The organism is Streptomyces bathyalis, assembly GCF_015910445.1.
GTDB lineage: Bacteria > Actinomycetota > Actinomycetes > Streptomycetales > Streptomycetaceae > Streptomyces > Streptomyces bathyalis.
In genome coordinates this window covers 2120575-2140618 of record NZ_CP048882.1, presented here as the reverse complement: position 1 = coordinate 2140618, position 20044 = coordinate 2120575, and the positions used below count along the sequence as shown (strand labels likewise).

General features: G+C 70.0%; 16 protein-coding genes and 1 pseudogene. 6 read left to right on the top strand and 11 right to left on the bottom strand.

The annotated features are described in order from the left end of the window. Nucleotides 1–32: 32 nt before the first annotated feature. Nucleotides 33–515: a DUF2550 domain-containing protein gene (locus G4Z16_RS09125; protein WP_197354269.1), complete on the top strand. Its 483-nt coding sequence runs from the start codon at nucleotides 33–35 to the stop codon at nucleotides 513–515. Between the two features lie 122 nt (nucleotides 516–637). On the opposite strand, the pseudogene G4Z16_RS32400 reads toward G4Z16_RS09125, so the two are convergent. The 4 genes and pseudogenes from G4Z16_RS32400 to G4Z16_RS09105 form a co-directional block, all read right to left on the bottom strand. Continuing rightward, nucleotides 638–934 (bottom strand): annotated as a pseudogene (locus G4Z16_RS32400) (EamA family transporter); the annotation flags it as partial. Nucleotides 935–1210: 276 nt separating this feature from the next. Continuing rightward, a complete protein-coding gene (locus G4Z16_RS09115) occupies nucleotides 1211–2134 on the bottom strand; it encodes an AEC family transporter (RefSeq protein ID WP_197350362.1) in 924 nt (307 codons plus the stop codon). Between the two features lie 163 nt (nucleotides 2135–2297). Then, complete coding sequence (locus G4Z16_RS09110) at nucleotides 2298–2993, bottom strand: response regulator (RefSeq protein WP_197350361.1); 696 nt, start codon at nucleotides 2991–2993, stop codon at nucleotides 2298–2300. Further along, complete coding sequence (locus G4Z16_RS09105; RefSeq protein WP_197350360.1) at nucleotides 2990–4264, bottom strand: sensor histidine kinase; 1275 nt, start codon at nucleotides 4262–4264, stop codon at nucleotides 2990–2992. Before G4Z16_RS09105 ends, G4Z16_RS09110 begins: the two co-directional genes overlap by 4 nt. Nucleotides 4265–4439: 175 nt before the next feature. On the opposite strand from G4Z16_RS09105, the gene G4Z16_RS09100 reads away from it, so the two are divergent. Beyond that, a complete protein-coding gene (locus G4Z16_RS09100; RefSeq protein WP_197350359.1) occupies nucleotides 4440–5036 on the top strand; it encodes a hypothetical protein in 597 nt (198 codons plus the stop codon). Between the two features lie 441 nt (nucleotides 5037–5477). On the opposite strand, the gene G4Z16_RS32395 is transcribed toward G4Z16_RS09100, so the two are convergent. The 4 genes from G4Z16_RS32395 to G4Z16_RS09080 all read right to left on the bottom strand — a co-directional run bounded on the left by G4Z16_RS32395 (nucleotide 5478) and on the right by G4Z16_RS09080 (nucleotide 8796). Next, nucleotides 5478–6512 carry a hypothetical protein gene (locus G4Z16_RS32395; RefSeq protein ID WP_246530751.1) on the bottom strand — a complete coding sequence of 345 codons (1035 nt, stop codon included), beginning with the start codon at nucleotides 6510–6512 and terminating at the stop codon, nucleotides 5478–5480. Between the two features lie 170 nt (nucleotides 6513–6682). Then, nucleotides 6683–7303 (bottom strand): hypothetical protein, encoded by a 621-nt coding sequence (locus G4Z16_RS09090; RefSeq protein ID WP_197350358.1) that lies wholly within the window; start codon nucleotides 7301–7303, stop codon nucleotides 6683–6685. A 197-nt stretch (nucleotides 7304–7500) separates the two neighbouring features. Next, the gene (locus tag G4Z16_RS09085; RefSeq protein ID WP_197350357.1) at nucleotides 7501–8118 is read right to left on the bottom strand and encodes a hypothetical protein; all 618 of its coding nucleotides are present in this window, start codon (nucleotides 8116–8118) and stop codon (nucleotides 7501–7503) included. Nucleotides 8119–8184: 66 nt separating this feature from the next. Next, on the bottom strand, nucleotides 8185–8796 hold the full coding sequence (locus tag G4Z16_RS09080) for a hypothetical protein (protein WP_197350356.1): 612 nt from the start codon (nucleotides 8794–8796) through the stop codon (nucleotides 8185–8187). Between the two features lie 769 nt (nucleotides 8797–9565). On the opposite strand from G4Z16_RS09080, the gene G4Z16_RS09075 reads away from it, so the two are divergent. After that, complete coding sequence (locus G4Z16_RS09075) at nucleotides 9566–10756, top strand: glycoside hydrolase family 3 N-terminal domain-containing protein (RefSeq protein ID WP_246530750.1); 1191 nt, start codon at nucleotides 9566–9568, stop codon at nucleotides 10754–10756. A gap of 21 nt (nucleotides 10757–10777) precedes the next feature. Here G4Z16_RS09075 and G4Z16_RS09070 read toward each other — a convergent pair whose 3' ends face one another. Together G4Z16_RS09070 and G4Z16_RS09065 are read right to left on the bottom strand one after the other, a co-directional pair. After that, nucleotides 10778–11350: a cob(I)yrinic acid a,c-diamide adenosyltransferase gene (locus G4Z16_RS09070; protein WP_197350355.1), complete on the bottom strand. Its 573-nt coding sequence runs from the start codon at nucleotides 11348–11350 to the stop codon at nucleotides 10778–10780. A gap of 163 nt (nucleotides 11351–11513) precedes the next feature. Continuing rightward, nucleotides 11514–13214: an APC family permease gene (locus G4Z16_RS09065; RefSeq protein ID WP_197350354.1), complete on the bottom strand. Its 1701-nt coding sequence runs from the start codon at nucleotides 13212–13214 to the stop codon at nucleotides 11514–11516. Nucleotides 13215–13973: 759 nt separating this feature from the next. Here G4Z16_RS09065 and G4Z16_RS09060 point away from each other — a divergent pair. The 3 genes from G4Z16_RS09060 (at nucleotide 13974) to G4Z16_RS09050 (ending at nucleotide 18173) form a co-directional block, all read left to right on the top strand. After that, a complete protein-coding gene (locus G4Z16_RS09060; RefSeq protein WP_197354267.1) occupies nucleotides 13974–14822 on the top strand; it encodes a 3-hydroxyacyl-CoA dehydrogenase family protein in 849 nt (282 codons plus the stop codon). A gap of 190 nt (nucleotides 14823–15012) precedes the next feature. Continuing rightward, nucleotides 15013–15345: an STAS domain-containing protein gene (locus G4Z16_RS09055; RefSeq protein ID WP_028435210.1), complete on the top strand. Its 333-nt coding sequence runs from the start codon at nucleotides 15013–15015 to the stop codon at nucleotides 15343–15345. Between the two features lie 143 nt (nucleotides 15346–15488). After that, nucleotides 15489–18173, top strand: a complete 2685-nt coding sequence (locus tag G4Z16_RS09050) for an ATP-binding protein (protein WP_197350353.1) — start codon at nucleotides 15489–15491, stop codon at nucleotides 18171–18173. A gap of 112 nt (nucleotides 18174–18285) precedes the next feature. Here the strand turns inward: G4Z16_RS09050 and G4Z16_RS09045 are convergent, their stop codons facing one another. Beyond that, entirely contained in the window at nucleotides 18286–19989 is a 1704-nt protein-coding gene (locus G4Z16_RS09045; RefSeq protein ID WP_197350352.1) for a hydrogenase maturation protein, read from the bottom strand. Nucleotides 19990–20044 lie beyond the last annotated feature (55 nt).

Genomic DNA, 20044 nt, shown 5'->3' with positions numbered 1-20044 from the left:
TGGTACGAGAGAGTGCGAGGAGGTCGGTGATGATGGTCCTCGTTCTGTCACTGGTCGGCGTGGCCCTGCTGCTGGCACTGGGTCTTTTCGCCTTCGGGCTGCGGCGCCGCCTGCTTCAGCGCTCGGGGGGCACGTTCGACTGCAACCTGCGCTGGAACGCACCACAGCCCGCCGCGTACACCGATGAGGCACCGGCGGAAGCCGTTCCCCCGCTCGTGGACGGCAAGGGCTGGGCGTACGGCGTCGCGCGCTACAACGGTGACCAGATCGAGTGGTTCCGGGTCTTCTCCTACGCGCCGCGCCCCCGCCGCTTTCTGGAGCGCAACCTCATCGAGGTGCTGCAGCGGCGGAACCCCGAGGGCGAGGAGGAGCTGGCCCTGCTCTCCGATTCCGTGATCCTCGCGTGTTCCCTGCACGGCACCCGCGTCGAGCTGGCCATGAGCGAGGACGCGCTCACCGGGTTCCTCGCCTGGCTGGAGGCGGCACCGCCCGGCCAGCGCGTCAACGTCGCCTGAGCAGGAGAACGCGGCCTGAGAAGCCCGGCCTTCCGGCCGGGCCCGCGGGAGAGCACGGCGCCTGCGCTCGCCGCTCCCACACAGCCCAGAGCCAGCCACTGCACGAGCCCCAGACCCTCACCGAGGACGACCACCCCTGCCGCTCCGGCCGCCGCCGGTTCGAGACTCTGCAGCACCCCGACCGTACGGGGATGAAGGCGTCGCAGCGCGGCCAGTTCGAGGGAGTACGGCAGCACCGCCGACACGACCGCCACGGCCAGACCGCTCACCAGCACCTTTGGTTCGAGCAGCGTCGCCGGGCGCTCCGCCGTCCCGAACGGGAGGGTCACGAGCGTCGCCCATACGAGAGCGGACGCGAGCGGCGCACCACCCGCCGTCTTCTCGCCCACGCGCCTGCTGAGCAGCAGATACGCGGCCATCGCCACGCCCGCTGCGAGAGCCCACAGCACGCCCTGCGCGGGGTGGTGAGCTCCGTCGCGGACATGGAAGAGCCACACACCCGCTCCAGCCGCTCCCGCCGTCAGCAGGTCCCGCCCGCTTCGTGAGGTGATCGCGGCCAGGCACACGGGGCCGAGCAGCTGCAGCGAGATCGCGAGCCCCATCGGCAGGTGGTCGCCTGTGTGCGGCGGGGGAGCGCGGAGCATCCCGCCGTCGCCGCCGGGCTCTCGGCGCTCCGCGAATCCGCCGCGGGCTGATCAGCCCAGCAGCGCTGCCACGAGGACGAGCACCGGCGCCGCCGCCAGGGTCGAGATGAGGATCGATTCGCGGGCGATGCGCGTGCCCGTCCCGTACCGCGAGGCGTACGTGAAGAGGTTCTGCGCCGAGGGCAGGGCGGAGGTCACCACGACCGCGAAGAGGGCAGGACGCGGCAGATCGAAGACGGCCGTTCCGAGAGCCCACGCCACGAGCGGCTGACCGGCCGCCTTGCAGCCGACCGCCAGCAGGACCGGGGAGCGGTCGTGTTCACGTGAGAGGACGGCGCTGCCCCGCAGGGACATCCCGAAAGCGAGCAGCACCGCGGGCACGGACATGGCCCCCACCAGGTGGAACGGTTCGAGCACCGGGCCCGGAAGGGGCAGGCCGGTGGCCGCCACCGCGACGCCGCTGAGCGAGCCGATGACCACCGGGTTGCGGAACGGGGTCGTCAGCAGCCGCAGGGGTCCGCTGCGCTCGTCCGGTGCGGAGAAGACATCGAGGGCGGTCAACGCCACAGGGGAGACCACCAGTTGCTGGAAGAGAATCACGGGCGCGACGAGCGAGGCGTCGCCGAGGACGTACGCGGAGATGGGGATGCCCAGGTTGCCGGCGTTGACGTAGCTCGCGCACATGGCGCCGACGGTGCTCTCACCCGCAGGCCAGCGCCGCAGCGCCGCCACCGCGCAGTAGACCGCGGCGACGGCGAAGGTGCTGAGCGCCGTTATCAGGACCTGGCCCGAGACCAGCACGCGGAGATCCGCCCTGGCCATGGTCTCGAACAGCAGCGCGGGCGTGGCCACATGGAAGGCGAGCCTGGTGAGGATCTCCGGCCCGTTGGTGCCGAGCAGCCCCCGTCGGCCGAGGAGATAGCCGGTCGCGATGACGCAGGTGATGACCGCGAATCCTGCTATCACTCCACCCACGGTGGGCCGTTCCGCGGCACGCGCGCCGGTGTCGTCACATCGTTCACGGACCGATTGTCCGCCCGCGCCCGCAACCGCTTGCGGGCGGGTACGGACACTCGTGCGGAGCACGGTCGTTCAGCCTCCGGGCGACCTCGGCGCCGCGCCCCCCGTCGGCCCGGCCTCAGCCCCTCGTGAGGCCCGATTCCTGCGCCAGCACCGCCGCCTGCGTGCGGCTGCGCAGCCCGAGCTTGCCCAGCAGCCGGCTGACATGGGTCTTCACCGTCGCCTCTGCCATGCCCAGGCGCTGCGCCACCTCCGCGTTGGACAGCCCCTCCCCGAGGCAGAGCAGCACGTCGTGCTCGCGTCGGGTCAGCTCGTCCAGGCCCGGTGCGGCGCTTCCCGTCCTCGGGACGGGAGGCCGTCCCGCCCCTCCGGGACGGGCGAACTCCGCGATCAGCCGCCTGGTCACCGCGGGAGCGATCAGGCCCTCGCCGCGCGCCACCGTGCGTACGGCGTCGACGACCTGCGAGGCCTCGCTGTCCTTCAGCAGGAAGCCCGACGCCCCGGCGCGCAGTGCCCCGAAGACGTACTCGTCGAGGTCGAAGGTGGTCAGCACCAGAACGTCCGCGAGCTGTTCGCCCGTGATGCGCGCGGTGGCCGAGACACCGTCCAGACGCGGCATCTGGACGTCCATCAGCACGATGTCAGGGCGCAGTTCACGGGCGAGGCGGACCGCTTCCTCGCCGTCCCCTGCCTCGCCCGTCACCTCGATGCCGGTGGCGCCGCGCAGGATGAGGACGAGACCTGCCCGTACCGACAGCTGGTCCTCGGCGACGAGGACGCGGACCGTGGGCCGTGTGCCGTCGTCCGCCGTCACGGCAAACTCCCTTCCTCGACGGGCAGTTCGGCCCGTACCTCCCAGACCTTCGTGCGTCCGTGGGAGGCGTTCGAAGGCCCGGCGCTCAGCGCCCCGCCCAGCAGTTCCACGCGCTCGCGCATGCCGATCAGGCCCGAGCCGGAGCCGGGGGCGCGCGGGACCGGCGTCCCGTCCGGGCCTTCACGCCCGGCACCGAGCAGGTCGCGGAGGGGGCTCGTGACGCGGACCGTGAGCGGGCCGTGCGTACGGGCGTCGCGCGTCAGCTCCACGGTGACGGTGCCCGGAGCCGAGTGCTTCAGCGCGTTCGTCACCGACTCCTGCACGACCCGGTACGCGGCAAGCTCGACGGGGGCGGGCAGAGCCGAGCCCGTCGCTCCGCGCTCGTCGCGCAGCGCGAAGCTGAGCCCTGGGTTGCCCGCGCCGGCGCGCGCCCGCTCGATGAGTGAGTCCAGCCCGGCGAGCGTCGGGGAGGCCGCGGGCTCCGCCCCGTCGCCGGACGCGTCACGCAGCAGCCCGATGAGGCCCCGCATCTCTGCGAGGCCCTGCACGCTGTTCTCGCGGATGATGCGGAGCGAGTCGCGGGTCGCCGCTTCGTCGGGAGGATCCAGGGAGAGGGCGGCCGTGGAGTGGATCGCGATGGCGGACAGGTGGTTGGCGACGAGGTCGTGCAACTCCCGTGCCATGCGGCCACGTTCGGCGGTCACGGCCTGGACGCGGTCCATCTCGGCGAGCAGCGCGGTCTGTTCGGCACGCAGCCGCTCGGCCGCGGCGGCGTTCCGGTGGTCGCGGATGACGACGCCCGTCCAGGCGGGCGCGATCGTGATGCCCGCGCAGAACGCGCCGAGCAGCAGCGTCGAGGGGGTACGGATGACGGCCACCAGCCCTAGGGTCACCGCGACCGTCAGCGCGACGCTCGCGGGCAGCAGCGTGCGGGACAGACGTGGCGGCCCGTACAGCACCGCGGCGTAGACGACGTCGGTGAAGACGATCACGGTGGCCAGCAGCGACCCCATCGCGAAATCCGACGCGAGCGCGGCGACGGCCACCACCAGCGCCCAGGGCTGAGCCGATCTGCGCCACAGGGCGGCGAGGCACATGACGGTGAGGGGCAGCAGCAGCCAGGCGCCGTAACTCGCGCCCACCCGCGGATTGTTGTAGAGGCCGAACCGCCAAAGGACCAACCCGCCGACAAGACCGGCGAGTGCGATGAGCACGCCGTCGCGGTGCGGACGCACCCACGGCGGCGGCAGCAGGGACGGGCGGCGTGGCATGGGTCCATCTCAGCACGACGGCCGGACGCGGTCGTCGGCCTCGGGGACCAGCCTGCGGCGACTCGCGGTACATCGAAGGATGCAGGGCGGTCGCGGCGAATCATCGCTGGTGAGGATGCGTACGAGCCTGCCCGGCCGGGATCGTGGAGGTGATGTCGAGGCAAGGGGGACAGGCGTGATCGTCACGCTGATCATCATCTGCGAGGTCGCGTTCTGGGTGCTGCTCGCGGGCGGGCTCGCGCTGCGCTATCTGGCACGCATGCCGCGCACGGGGGCTGCGGTGCTGCTGTGCGAACCGCTGCTGGAGCTGGTCCTGCTGGTCGTCACGGCCATCGACCTGCGAGGGGGAGCGCAGCCCGACTGGAAGCACGGCCTGGCCGCCGTCTACATCGGCTTCACCGCGACCCACGGTCACTACATGATCAAGTGGGCCGACGGCCACTTCCTGCACCGCTTCGGCGGCGGCCCGGCGCCCGTGAGGCCGCCCCGGTACGGGATGGCGCGGGCCGTCCACGAGTGGAAGATGAGCGCGCGTGCCATCGGGGCGGCGGCGATCGCCGCGGCGCTGCTGCAACTGGCCGCCTGGTACGTGGGCGACGCGGGGCAGAGCGAGTCGCTGCGGATGTGGCAGGGACGGATGGGCGTGGTCGCGGGCATCAGCCTGGTCATCGCGCTGAGCTACACGATCTGGCCGAAGCGGGAGCCGGGGACGGGCCGCGCACACCCCGAACGCGATCGCGACGCGTCCGGCGCGGTCGGCGGAGGTCGCTGACCGGTCAGGCAGGACGGTCCGATCGGCCCGGGGCCGTCAGGGGCCGGCAGGGTCCGTCTTCGCCTTGCCGTCTCCGGGCGGGCGCTTCCACCTCCACGCCCCGGTCGGTGACCCGCCCGCCAGGAGCACCTACTGCTGGTAGCCGCCGGCCTCCCGCGACCGGTGGTGCCGTACGCGGCTCAGCGCGGCGGCAAGACGGTGGTGCACCCGTACGTCGTGGTAGTCGGTGCCGGCCTCGACATGCTCGGGCAGGTTCGTACGGTCGCTGCCCGAGAAGGACTCGTGGCCGGGCGAGCCGTGAAAGCGGATCTCGGTCTCGGGTTCCCGGCCGAAGCGAAGCCGGTCGGCGGCGGTAGACGTCGTCAGTTCGATGTCAGGGCGCGCAGGTGGACTGTCCCTGTTCGCGCTCCCGTCCCGGCCGTCCGTGTGCTCCTTGCCGTTTCATGGCGGCTCGTCGCGATCGCGCCTGCTCGCGGGGCGGCGCTTGGGGCGCTCCTCGGACCGGGCCGAGCGGCGGCCGGCTCCCTCACCTGCTCTCTTCGCGGTGCGTGTGGCCGTACTACCCGCCTCGCGTACCGTCCGTCCGGCCTCGTCGACCGTCCGGCCGGCGCTGCGGCCCGCCTCCTTGGTGGTCTCCGCGGCGCCTTCGCCGACGTCCTGGACCGTCTCGGAGGCGCCTTCACCGACGTCCTCCACGGTCTCCGCCGCTCCCTCGCCGACGTCCTCCACGGCTTTGCCCGCGCCCTTGCCGATCTGCTTCGTGGTCTCTCCGGCTCCCTCGCCGACGTCCTCGACGGCCTTTCCCGCGCCCTTGCCGATCTGCTTCGTGGTCTCTCCGGCGCCCTCGCCGACGTCCTCGACGGCCTTACCGGCACCCTCGCCGACGTCCTCGACGGCCTTTCCGGCGCCCTTGCCGACTTCCTTGACCGTGTCTCCGGCGCCTTCACCGATGTCCTCGACCGCCGAACTCGCTCCCCGTCCGAGCTCGCCGACGGCTTCGCCCGCCCCGCTGCCCAGCTCTCGGGTCGCGGAGCCGAGGCCCGCGGTGATCTGCTCCAGGATCTGGGGGTTGCGGTCGATCGTCGACAGCACCCGGCCGATGACCTGGGCGACGTTGTCGAGGCGGACCTTCAGCAGGGCCTGTGCGTCCACACCCTTGATGTCCAGCTGGACCCTGCCCAGGGCGACGTCCGCGCCCACGTTGAGCTTGAGCATGTCCAGCACCTCGGCCTGAAGGGACACCCGGGCACGCAGGTCGTCGACCTCCAGACCGATCTCGTCGACGTGGAGCTGCGGCACGTCGAGCAGTACGTCCGGCTCCTCGCTACGTGTCACCGGGGACAGTTCGCTCCGGCCGTTCCCCTCGGGGTGCCCATCGGGATATTCGTCGCCGCTCTCGGCGTCGTACGGCTCGAAGTACTCCTCGTCGTACTCTTCCAGTTCCCCCTGCTCAGGGCTGTTGTCCTTGGTGCTCATGCCGCCCCCAGACGGGTGCGAATAGGTACAGAACTCCTCTTTTCACCATAGAACGGGTGCCCGCACGGTCGCACACGGGGAACGGCCCGGCCTCGCGTGCAGGGGAGCGCGGGGCCGGGCCGATTGTGTGGGGGGTGGCGATCCGGGGAGCCGGAAGGCCGCGGGAGGGGTCAGCCGCAGTGCTGCTTCTTCTCCTTCTTGGTCATCTTCCGGGTGTGCTGGGTCTTGGTGCTGGGCGCGTCGGCCTTGGGGCCCTTGGCGGTGAAGGGGACGTACCAGATGTGGTGGCCGTAGAAGCGGTCCTCGAAGTGCATCTCGTACGTGCCCTGGATCTCCTCCATGGCGGCCTCGCGGGTGATCCAGCCGACCTCGCCGGGCTTGACCTCGACGTTGGTCTGCTGCTGCTCGGTGTGCGAGCTCTCCCACGAATGGTTGTAGCTGGCCTCGATGGTCACGCTGAAAAGCTTGGTGAAGCCGTACTGGGCCTTCATGGAGACGCCGACGGTGTTGGTCTCTCCGGTGGTGTCGGACCAGGAGACGGCCGAACGCTGAAGGTCCTTGGTGCAGTTGAAGGCGCTGTCACCGACCTGGTGCGCCTCGCCCATGGAGTCGACGGGCGCACCGGAGGGGTGGAAGACGCACTTGTCGGTTCCGTTGTCGCACTGCTCGAGCAACTCCCTTGTGGTGGGCTGCTCTTCGTCTTCGGCTTGCGCGGCTGCGGGGAAGAGGGCTGTGGCGCCTGCGGTCGTGATGGCGACCACCAGCATCGACAGCTTCTTGCGGCGGGTCATGGTGTCTCCGGCGAGGTGGGGGTGGCGGCCCAGTGGCTGCTGGGAGCGTCTCTGCGTGCGCTGTCCATCGGCCGAAGCCGATGGGCCGGCGCCCGGTTGTTCATCACATTGCCGATGTCCGGGCCGAGCTCATCGAAGGACCTCGCGGGCGAGGTGACCCGCCCGGGTGCGCGGCTTCGAGGAACGTGGACCGTGCGTCAGCCGCAGTGCTGCTTCTTCTCCTTCTTGGTCATCTTCCGGGTGTGCTGAGTCTTCGTGCTGGGCGCGTCGGACTTCGGGCCCTTGGCGGTGAAGGGGACGTACCAGATGTGGTGGCCGTAGAAGCGGTCCTCGAAGTGCATCTCGTACGTGCCCCGGACCTCCTCCATGGCGGCCTCGCGGGTGATCCAGCCGACCTCGCCGGGCTTGACCTCGACGTTGGTCTGCTGCTCCTCGGTGTGCGAGCTCTGCCAGGAGTGCTCGTAGCTCGCCTGGATGGTGACCTTGAACAGGTCGGTGAAGCCGTACTCGGCGCTCATGGAGACACCGACGGTGTTGGTCTCACCGGTGGTGTCGGACCAGGAGACGGCCGAACGCTGAAGGTCCTTGGTGCAGTTGAAGGCGCTGTCACCGACCTGGTGCGCCTCGCCCATGGAGTCGACCGGTGCTCCGGACGGGTGGAAGATGCACTTGTCGGTGCCGTTGTTGCACTGCTCGAGCAGCTCTCTGGTCGTTGGCTGCTCTTCGTCTGCCTGCGCTGACGACGGTGCGATCGCTGTGGCGCCCAGGGTGGCGACTGCGACCACCAGCAGGGACAGTTTGTTGCGGCGGTTCATGGTGCCTCCGACGAGGGTGGGGGTAAGGCTGACGTCTCTTGGACGGATCTCTCCGCGCACCGCGTCTCAGCTGAAGCTGATGGACTGTGTGCGGTTGTCCATCACCTCGCCGAGGTTCGGCGTCAGTTCGTCGAAGGGACCGTCACGCTCACCGCTGAGTCCGGGCTCCGAGAACAGGTTGAGCGTGCAGTTGCCCCACGGCTGGATGGACGAGACCTTGTTCTTCCACTCGTCGTCGAGGTCGATCTGGAAGTCCACGTCGTCGGCGTCCCCGTCGCAGAGTTCGGCGTTGGTGATGGTCAGTGACCCGCCGCCGTACTTGGTGTCCTTGAAGATGGTCGCGCCGATGATCGCGCCGCCCTCGTCCTTCGTCGAGACGCCGGAGGACGCCACCGGCTCATCGCCCGCACGGGTCTCGCCGTCCGCCTTCGCCTTGCCGGCGGATGCGTCGAGGAGACGCTTGCTGCCCGGTATGCCGGTCGCGGCGTCGATGCTCTCGAAGCACTCGGTCTTGCCGGACTTGGCGTTCAGCGTGCAGTGCTTCCCCTGAGCCTTCGCCTCGCTGACGCCCTCGTCCCCCGAGACGGCGCCGTTCGCCACCGGCACGGCGATCACGCCTGCCAGCAGTGCCACGGCGGCGATGGTGATGCGAGTACGCCTCTTGGTATCGGTGGCCATGTGTGACTCCAACCCCTCGTTTTCCGACCAGCTTCTTGGTCCAGGCCTTGTCCGAGTGATGGTACTCACAGAAACCGGAATGGAAAGGGAATCCAAAAAATGCCCACCGGCCCACAGAATCTACGCGCGAAAACCACGAGGTCGCTCGTCCCCAATGTGGCACAGCTCTCATCAGGCGGCCCGGCAGTGCGGTGGAACGGAAATGCCTGTGCGTCCGGATTAGGGGCATTCCATCCTGGCTCCCGCTGTTTTGCAGAAAGTGTCGCCGCAATGCGGGTTGTTGAAGCCGCATGTGCCCTGACCTGCGGCTTCACATTTCTTTGAGCGAACTGACGGCAGTATTCGCGGAGAAAGCTCAGGGGAGCCTCAAATCAACCTTAAGAGTTCCTTAAGAGATTGAGTGAGCCCGGGCGGAGTGAAAAGAAAGGCTCGGTGAGACGGATCGGAAAGGGTCCTTCCCATTCGTCTTCACATTCATGCGCGTGGTTGCCCGCGAAACATGGGAACGGATCGGAAACGGGCATACGCATACCGTGATCGGGCGTTCGGGAGGCTCATTGGGCGCACCGCTGATCCGGGCGGGCACGGTTCGGTCAACCGGCGGGGGAGTCGCCCCGGCATCCTGCGCGTACGAGCGCCGGGCCCTACGGTGCTGTGTGTGCCGGACCCGTCACACCTGCCGGCCCGGGCCCGGCCCGCTCGGCGTCCGGCCCGCACACGACCGCCGAGCCGCCCGACCTGCTCCGCCCGACCTGGAGGCACCCGGAAGATGCCGAGGAAACCGACCGTCCGCGCAATCGCCCTCGCCGCCTGTGCCGCCGCCCTTGCGGCCGTCGTTCCGGCGGCGCTCACCGCGGACGCGTTGCCCGCGGACGACGCGTCACCAGCGGAGACGGCCGGACGTGCCCCCGCGCCGTCGTGCGCCGAACGCGAGGCGGCCGGCATGAGCCTGGAGCAGCAGGTGGGTCAGCTGTTCATCAGCGGGGTCGACGCCGACTCACCTCAGAACTCCGAGATCGCCGCCGTACGGGACCTGCACATCGGCGGAGTCATCCTCACCGGCGGCACCGGCGACGGGGTCCGCGCGACGCGTCAGGTGAGCGAGCGCGTTCAGGCCGCGGCGACCACCGGCGGCGTGCCGCTCTGGGTGTCGGCGGATCAGGAGGGCGGCAAGGTCCAGCACTTGAAGGGCGAGGGCTTCGACGCGATGCCGACCGCCGTCGAGCAGGGCAAGCTCGGCCCCGACGAGCTGCGCTCCCGCGCGAAGGGCTGGGGAGGGGAGTTGAGCGCCGCGGGCGTCAACGTCAATCTCGCGCCCGTGCTCGACACCGTCCCGGCGGAGCTCGGCAGCGACAACAAGCCCATCGGGTTCCTGAAGCGCAACTACGGCACGACGCCCGCCGCCGTCACGTCCCACGGCACCGCCTACCAGGCGGGGATGACGGACGCCGGGGTGACACCGGCCGTGAAGCACTTCCCGGGCCTGGGCCGGGTGCTGGGGAACACCGACGACACCAAGGATGTGAAGGACGAGGTGACCACGCGGGACGACGCCTACCTCGAACCCTTCCGGGCGGCCCTCTCCGCACAGCGGCAGCCGCTGGTGATGATCTCCAGCGCCCGCTACACGAAGATCGACGCCGGCAGCATGGCCGCGTTCTCCTCGACGATCCTCACCGGCATGCTCCGCGGGGACCTCGGTTTCGACGGCGTCATCGTCTCCGACGACCTCGGCGCGGCCAAGGCCGTCGAGGACGTCCCCGCGGGCGAGCGTGCGCTGCGGTTCCTCTCCGCGGGCGGGACGGTCGCCCTCAGCGTCGACGCGGGCAAGCTGCCCGCCATGGTCGACGCCGTGCTCCAACGCGCCCGGTCCGACGAGCAGTTCCGCGACCGGGTCGGGACCGACGCGGAGCGCGTGGTGAAGGCGAAGGCCGCCGCCGGCCTGCTGCGGTGCGGGTAGCCGCGGGGCGGCGGATCCGGCTCAGCGGTTCTCGCCCGGCACCCACATGACGTCGCCCAGCTCCTTGTTGGCGGAGCGTGCCAGGATGAAGAGCAGGTCGGAGAGGCGGTTGAGGTAGGTCGCCGTCAGCGGATTCATGACGTCGCCGTGCTCGTCCAGCGCGGCCCACGTGGAGCGCTCCGCCCGGCGCACGACGGTGCACGCCTGGTGCAGCAGCGCGGCTCCCGCGGTGCCTCCCGGCAGGATGAAGCTGCGCAGCTTCTCCAGGTCCTGTAGGAACGCGTCGCAGTCCGCCTCGAGTTTGTCGATGTAGCTCTGCTCGACGCGCAGGGGTGGGAACTCCGGCTCCTCGACGACGGGTGTGGCCAGGTCGGCGCCGACGTCGAAGAGGTCGTTCTGTACCCGTACGAGGACCGTCGTGATCTCGTTCGGCAGCTCGCCGACGGCGAGGGCCACTCCGATGGCAGCGTTGGCCTCATTGGCGTCGGCGTACGCCGCGATGCGTGTGTCCGTCTTCGCGGTGCGGCTCATGTCGCCGAGGGCGGTGGTGCCGGAGTCGCCGGTACGGGTGTAGATGCGCGTCAGATTGACCATGCATCGAGACTACGTGTCCGCGGCGGGCGGTGGACGGGCCGCTTCCGCTCACCGCGTGGTGCGTACGGCACCGCACGGCCGCCAGGCAGCGCACGGCCGCGGGCCCACGGCACCGTACGCCGTGGGCCCGCGGGTGGTGCGATCCGGTTCCCGATCGCTCAGGTCAGTGCGCCTTCGGCGCCTCCTCGGTCTCGTCCAGCTTGTTGAGGATCTCCTCCACGCGCTCCGTGGGGAGTGCGCAGCGAAGAGCCAGCCAGAGCACGACGGCGGTGAGGACCAGACAGGCGACGGCGCCGAGGTTGAAGTCGAGCAAGCCGAGGTTTCCGGCCTTCTCCGCCTGCACTGGGTAGTCACCGAGGTAGCTGATGACGGCGAGCCCGCCGTACCACACCAGGAGCCACCATCCGTGCTTGAAGTCGAGCGGGGGCGTCTCCTGCTTGGCGACGGCGTAGTACACCGCCATCAGGACGTAGCCCAGGATGATCGCGACGAAGAGCTTCCAGTTGGTGTCCCAGCCCGTCCAGTAGATGATCAGGTTCGTCGACCACAGGGCGAGGAATCCGATGATCCAGCCGAACTTGCCGCCCAGGTGGAAGGGGCGCGGGTGGTCCGGCATCTGCTTGCGCATGGCCAGAAGGACCAGCGGTCCGCAACCGAACGACAGGACGGTGGAGTTGGTGACGAACTCGACGAGCTTGCTCCAGCCGGGGAACGGCAGGAAGAAGAAGCAGCCGACGATGAACGCGAGGATGAGGCTGACCCACGGGACGCCGGTCTTGTTCACCTTCGAGAGGCCGGCCGGCGCGTTGCCGTTGCGGCCCATCGCGTAGGAGATGCGGGCGGTGACGCCGGCGTAGATCAGGCCGGTGTCTCCCGGCGAGATGATGGCGTCGGCGTAGAGGATGCCGGCGAGCCACACCGCACCGAGGATCCCCGCGATGGCCGCGAGCGGGCCGAACGTCGCCAGCACGTCGCCGTGGGAGCTGAAGTGAGCCCCGACGGCCTGCCAGCCCTCTGCCTTGATCGCGCTGCTCGGCACGGCGCCGAGGAAGGCGATCTGCAGCAGGATGTAGATGATCCCGCAGATGACGACGGAACCGATGAGGGTCAGCGGCACGTTCCGCTTGGGGTTGTCCGTCTCGCCCGCGAGTTCGACGCCTTGGCGGAACCCGAAGAATGAGAACGCGATGCCCGCCGTCGCGACCGCCGAGAAGACACCTTGTGAGCCGTATGGGGCGAAGCCGCCGTATTCGGGGGCGGTGATGTGGTCCGGGTTGAAGCTCAGCACGAAGAACATCGCGATGACCACCACGATGACGGCCAGCTTCCACCACACCAGGATGTTGTTGATGCGGGCGAACCACCGCACGCCGAAGAAGTTGACGATGACGAAGACAGCCATCAATACGACGGAAACGGCGGTACCGGCGGGAGTGAGGACCGCTTCCTTGTCCTTGATCTCCTGCAGCCACGGAATGTAGTTGGTGGAATACTGGACGACTGCCAGGACTTCCACGGGAGCCACCGCAGCGGCGGCGATCCATGTGACCCATCCGATGGAGAAGCTTGTGAAGGAACCGAACGAATAGTGCGGATACCTGGCGACGCCGCCGGAGTGCGGGAACATCGTGCCGAGTTCCGAATAGGTCATCCCGATGATGACGAACATGACGCAGCCTATGGCCCAGGAGATGATGGCCGCAGGTCCGGCGAGTTGGGCGGCGTCGAGCGCTCCGAAGAGCCACCCCGAACCGATGATCGAGCCGACCGCTGTGAACAGCAGGCCGATCGTGCCGAATTCGCGTTTGAGTTTCTTGTCGTCCCCGCCCTCGTGGAGTGGAACTTCAGGGCTTTCCACGGCCATGTAACGGCCTCCTCCGTAATACTGTGTCGTGCTTGCCTGCGAAGCCGTGATCGGGTGCACGGCTCGGCGGAACCACAGAAGCCTGCGCGCGATACCCCATATCTGTCCAGTACGAGCCGGGTTTCGCAAAAAATTCCAGGAACCGAGGCCAGGATTTTCGGTCGAATTCCGTCGATGGCATGACGAACGGCACACCTGCATTTGTGCGGGGAATGCGCCGTCGGGGCGACGGAAGTGTGAATCCGATGGCATGGGTTCGCTACGGAGTGGCGTCACGAATGCACAAGGCGCCGATCCCGGCGGCGTCCAGGAATGGCGAATCGGGAACCTCCGCGGTGCCACCCGGGCCACCCGGGCCGTCCGCGCCGTCGCGCGCGTCGGTGCCGGACCGTTTCCCGTGCGCCCGGCGCGGCGCGCGCACGCTTCCGGTGTCCTCCGTAAGTGGGGCGCCAGGGCCAGGTGCCCCTGTCCTGTCCGGCGCCGTGGGCCCATTCGTTCTGCGAGAGATCCCAACTACGCCCAGTGGCCCGGGGGATGAGACCCGTGACCGCTCCGGCCCCGGCGCGCGACCGCCGGACGAAGGACCCCGCGGGCGCCGGATCCGCGCAAGGCGGCGCGCATCGGACAACCCCTGTGTGATGTCCGCCATGTGAGACGTGACGCGTGTCTCTTCAGCGCCACAAGGTCTACGCGAAGCGCTAATGTCCGCCCAACAGACGTTCACGCAAAGGCAAGGGCAGGTAGGGCCAGGTGGCAGTCGTGGGGAAGAAGCTCGCCGTCATCGGTGCCGGTCTCATGGGATCCGGCATCGCTCAGGTGTCGGCTCAGGCCGGCTGGGACGTGACTCTCCGCGATGTGACCGGTGAGGCTCTCACCCGGGGGACGGACGGCATCAAGGCGTCCTACGAGAAGTTCGTGAAGAAGGGCAAGCTCGAGGAGTCCGCCGCGGAGGCGGCTCTCGCGCGCATCACGACCACCACCGATCTGGACGCGGTCGCCGAGGCGGATGTCGTCGTCGAAGCCGTATTCGAGAAGATCGAGGTGAAGCAGGAGATCTTCGGCAGGCTCGACACTCTGGTGAAGGACGAGGCGATCCTCGCCTCCAACACCTCCGCCATCCCGATCACCAAGATCGCGGCGGCCACGGCCCGCCCCGAACGGGTCGTCGGCACACACTTCTTCTCACCCGTTCCGATGATGGCGCTGTGCGAGCTCGTACGCGGTCACCGCACCAGCGACGAAACCCTCGCCGGGGCCCGCGAGTTCGCGGAGTCCGTCGGCAAGACCTGCGTCGTCGTCAACCGCGACGTCGCCGGTTTCGTCACCACGCGGCTCATCTCGGCGCTCGTCGTCGAGGCGGCGAAGCTCCACGAGTCCGGCGTGGCCACTGCCGAAGACATCGACACTGCCTGCAAGCTGGGGTTCGGCCACGCCATGGGTCCGTTGGCCACGGCGGACCTCACCGGCGTCGACATCCTGCTGCACGCCAGCGAGAACATCTACACCGAGTCCCAGGACCCGAAGTTCGCGCCGCCCGAGTCGATGCGCAGGATGGTCGACGCGGGTGACATCGGCCGCAAGAGCGGCCGGGGTTACTACGACCACTGAGACACACACGTACATACGGCGGACCGACTGCCGCTCCACGTGGGCGCGTTCGAGAGAACATCGCCCGCGAGGGTGATTTCCGTGTCGGTTCGAGCACGGACGGCAACCAGGTTGCTGCAAACGCAGTCAGTTGTGATGAGACATTCAGACGTGAAGGTACGCGCAGCAGAAACACATCCGGGGAGCGGTTATGCAGATCAGGGGCGACCATGCCGAGCTGGCCGTCGGGGGTCGCCTCGACGTCCGGAGCGCGGCGGACGCCCGTACGGTCCTTCACTCCGCCGTCGACTCCGGCGACGGCGATCTGGTGCTGGATCTGGCCGGACTCGATTCCTGGGACGCGACCGGGCTCGGCGTGATCATGGGCGCCCACAGAAGGGCGGGCCGCTGCGGCCGAAGGCTCGTGCTGCGCGACGTGCCGCCGCAGATGCAGCGGCTGTTGGTGGCCACTCGGCTGCACCGCATTCTTGCGATCGAGGGCGGTTTGACAGTTTCTGAGGCCCAGATTCTCACCAAGCCTTGACGTGCACAGCGGTTCAGCCTGAGCGCTCGCGGTAATACTGTGCCGGAAGCAGCGCCCGGTGCTGCCGTTCGCGTCGACCTGCGACGGGAGAAGCCGAAACTGGCGGGGCGTGCTCGTACCGGAGTATCTGGGGGCATTCCACCATGGTTCAGCACGGCAATACACAGCACGGCGGTGAAGGCAACGGCGGCACCGAACAGGGGCAGCCGTACAGCAGACGCCCCGTGAAGCTCGTCGTCGGAAGACAGCTGCTCACCTTGAACCCGGTCGACGGCAGCGAGGTCGAACCTTGCCCGCCCACGGAGATTCCCGGTGAACCGCGAAGACTCACCCAGCGCGAACGCTCGCTGTACGCGCGTAAATCGGAGGCGGAAGCGGCCAGATCCGCGGACCCGGGCGGCACGCACTCCGGGTCGCCGGCCGCTCCGGGCGCTCGCGCCATACCGATGCTCGAGCGCGACGAGGAGCGCGAGCGGCTGGCGGGGCAGCTCGCCTGCGGGCGCTCCATACGTCTGACGGGCCTCCCGGGTTCCGGGCGCACCACCCTCCTGGAGGCCGTCGCCGCGGACGTCGCGGACCTCGCGCCCGACGGGGTGGTGTGGCTGAGCGGATACCGCCGCACGGCCACCGACCTTCTGCAGGAACTTTTCGCCGCAGTCCACGACGCGCCTCTCAACCGTCCCAGTGACGAGGAGATGCGCGAGGCACTGCAGGGCATCGGCGCGGTCGTCATCGTCGACGACCTCGCGTTCGGCGGTGAGGCCCTCGACCAACTCCTCGACGCCACCCCCGAATGCGCCTTCCTCTTCTCATCCACTCCCGACATCCCGCCTGCCTCCGGCGACGTCCACGTGGAGGAGTTCCGGCTCACCGGACTCAGCCGAACCGCATGCCTCGAACTGCTCGAACACGCCGTACGAAGGCCGCTCACGGACGAGGAGGCCGACGCGGCGCAGGACATGTGGCTCGCCTCGGAGGAGTCCTCCGGAGGTCTGCCGCTCCGCTTCGTACAGGCCGGCGCGCTGCTGCGCTACGGCGGCCGGGCCGGCGAGCTGAGCGGCAGCCGCACCAGCGCCATGAGCGCCCGTGTCGCCGAGCGGCTCTCCTCGTCCGCACGTGACGCGCTGCGCTTCGCGCTCGCCCTCGGCGGCGAACTGCCGCACCACACACAGCTGCCCGCGCTCGTGGGCGACCGCCAGGCCGACGAGGCGGAGGGCGAGCTGGCACGCGCCGGACTCGTCACCATCGTGGGCGGGCACTACCGGCTGGCGGACGCTGTCGCCGACGCCCTGACCACCGCCGGATTCGCCGACGGCACCGACGGACGCGCCCTGATGGCGGCCCATCACTACGGCTGGTGGGTCGACCATCCCTCCGTCACGCCCGCACGGGTCGCCACGGAGGCGGACGCGGTGCTCGCCGCCGTCCAGGGCGCCCATCGCGGCGGTCACGCGAGCGCGGCGGTCCTGCTGGCCCGCTCGGCCGCTCCGGTGCTGGCCGCCTCGCTGCGCTGGAGCGCCTGGGAGAAGGTGCTGCGCGGCGGGCTGGAGGCGGCGCGCACATCGGGCGAAGTCGCCCAAGAGGCCTATTTCCACCATGAGTTGGGAGTGCTCGCACTCTGCTCCGGTCAGCTCCAGCGCGCCGCTGCCGAGTTGGAGGCCTCGATCGCGATGCGCGGTGCGCTCGCGGACCAGCAGGGCACGTTCACCGGACGCCGGGTGCTCGCCCTGACAACGGATCTTCTCGTCGCACAGCATCCGGGAGGCCCCGTCGCGCCCGGCGGCGCGGACCGGCGGGCCGTGCCCGACCCGGCAGAGCCCGTTCCGGCAGCTCCCGTTCCGGCTGCTCCCGTCCCGGCCGCAGCCGCGGCGGCGGGCCACGAGGAGCAGGCGGAACCCGTCGCGTACGAGATCGGCGACAGACCCACGCACTCGCTCGCCGCCACCCTCAGGGGCCACAGACGCGGCGACATCCGGGAAGGGGAGCCAGAGACGGCGCGAACGGTCGCCGCGTCGATCGCCAACCCGAACGCAGGCGCCGTCGGCGCCTTCCGTGACGCGACGCCGACGCTCGTCCACCCCGTACGGGGTTCGGTCGCCTACGGCGCCCGCAGGAACCTGGCCGCGGCGGGTGCGGGTGCGGTGCTGATCGCCGTGCTCGCCACGATCGTGGGACTCGGCCGGATGCCGGACGACGGCAGCGGCCCGCTGGACCGCGGCAAGCCCGGATCGACCTCGCAGCGGGACGACCACAACGAACTGAACGCGGAGGATCCCGGAAGCCGCAGCCCCGGCGCCAGTCAGAGCAGCAAGTCGGAGAGCCCGAGCGAGTCCAGCAAGTCCCCGGACGCCTCCGACAGCGCGAGCAAGGAGTCGCCCAGCGAGAGCAGTTCCGCGCCGGACGAGGACCCCTCCAGCAGTGAGCCGGGCGACCCGGGAGGCGGCGACGGCTCGCCGACCGGCAGCCCGGGTGACAGCGGCAGCACCGACAGCGGTGGCACCGACGACGGTGGCACCGACACCGGCGGTACGGACGACGGTGGCACCGACACCGGTGGCACGGACGACGGTGGCACCGACACCGGCGGTACGGACGACGGTGGCACCGACACCGGTGGTACGGACGACGGCGGCACCGACACCGGGGGGACCGACACCGGTGGGACCGATACCGGTGGCACCGACACGGGCGGGACCGACGCAGGCGGCGGCGACACCGGCGGGACCGACGGGGGCGGTACGGACGACGGTGGCACCGACACCGGCGGCACCATCCTCGGCGTCCTCGGCTTCGCACCCTCGACGGGCCCTTCGTACCTGGTCGTCTGACCCACGGCCGGACGGACCCGAGAGCAGGCACGCCGACCCAGGACAGGCAGAGCCAGGACAGGCAGAGCAATAGCAAGGAGGGAGCGCGGACGCAGGGGCACGTGCCGGCTGCTCAGCCGCCGGCGGCGCCCGCCACCTCCGCGCCGCGCAAGGCCTCCTTGCGTACGAAGGCTCTGCGCAGCGCGTGATAGGGCTCGTGCGCGCCGAAGAACTGGCCGCGCATCACGGCCAGTTCCTCCTCGCGGTACTGCGCCAGCGGCTTCTCCGCCTCGTCCCGTGCCCGCGCGGCGGCCTTCCCGGCGACGCGTTCCGCCCAGGCCCGGGAGCGGGCCAGTTCCGCCGCCATCCGCGATGTCTCGCCGGCGAAGTCCGCGGGCGAGGTGGCCACCAGACGGTCCACCAGCCCGGCGTCGGCTGCTGACGCGGCGCTCACCGGGAGCGCCTCACGCGTCATCCGCTCCGCCGCGACGGCTCCCACGCGGCGCGGGAGCGTGTACGTCCAGTACTCCGACCCGTACAGACCCATGAGCCGGTAGTGCGGGTTGAGCACCGCCCCCTCCCGGCACCACACCTCGTCCGCCGCGAGTGCCAGCATCACGCCGCCGGCCGCGGCGTTGCCCCCGAGAGCGGCGACCACCAGCCGGTCAGTCGTGAGCAGTACGGCCTCCACCAGGTCGTCCATCGCGTTGATGTTGGCCCACGATTCCCCGCCCGGGTCCGCTGCCGCCTCGATGACTCCGAGGTGGATGCCGTTGGAGAAGAAGTCGCGGCGGCTGCCGAGGACGAGCACGGACGTCGGACGGGAGAGCGCGTGCCGGTAGGCCGCCAGCAGCCGGCGGCACTGGTCCGTGCTCATCGCGCCGCCGGGGAAGGAGAACCAGATGAAGCCGACCGGGCCCCGCTGCTCGTAGCGGATGTCCGTCCAGCCGCGGCTTCCCCATCTGCCCTGCTCAAGCCGCGCCGGCACCTCCGGCACCGACTCCGGCAGCCGCGGACCCAGCGCGTCGACCGCCGGCATCCGGAACGTCGCGGGTCCGCCCGGGGTGCGCCTCGGTCTCAACTGGGGGATCCACACGGCACCGTCGCGTGTGGCGCGGCACACCGCGGCCGCGCGGGTCGCCACGATCTCGCCGGGCGCGCCGCGCAGGGGCAGCGCGGACTCGGGATGCCCGCCGTGCAGAAACCATTCTGCGCCGAGCAGTTCGTCGAGTACCCCCGGCTGGGAGTCGGCCGCTCGCAGCTTGCGCAGCACCGTTCCGGTGGAGTCCGCGGCCCAGTCGATCCGCCGCCGCTCCTGACGGAAGTACGGGCGCCACACCACCTCGGCTCCGAGTTCCTCCTGGCGCCGCGGCTTGTAGGCGCCCGAGGCGAAGCGGGCGACCGCGAGCTTCACCGCGGTCGCCGCGGCGTCCGACATCTCGTTGCGGTACAGATCGCTCTTGCCGGCTTCCGGCAGCGCGAACGGGACCGTTGCCCAGATGTCCCCGGCGTCCATCTCGGCGTCCGCCTGCAGCACCGTCACCGCCCAGTGGCGGGCGCCGGTCGCGATCGCCCAGTCCAGGGCGGAGGGACCGCGGTCACCGGGCGGACCGGGGTGGACGACGAGGCAGACGTGACGCGAGAAGACGTCTTCGGGGAGGGCGGTCTTGAGCATCGGCGCGACGATCAGTGCCGGGTCGTGCCGGCTCACCGCCTCCCGTACCGCGTCGTCGTCCCCACCGCACACCGTGTCCAACCGATGGCCGAGGTCGCTCAGTTCGGCGTACACGCGTTGGGTGAGGCTGTTGAAGGCGCTGGCCACGAGCAGGATGCGCACCGAAAAACTCCCAGGTCCTAGGGGCCGGGAGGTTCCCCGGCGCCGGCAGCCCCCG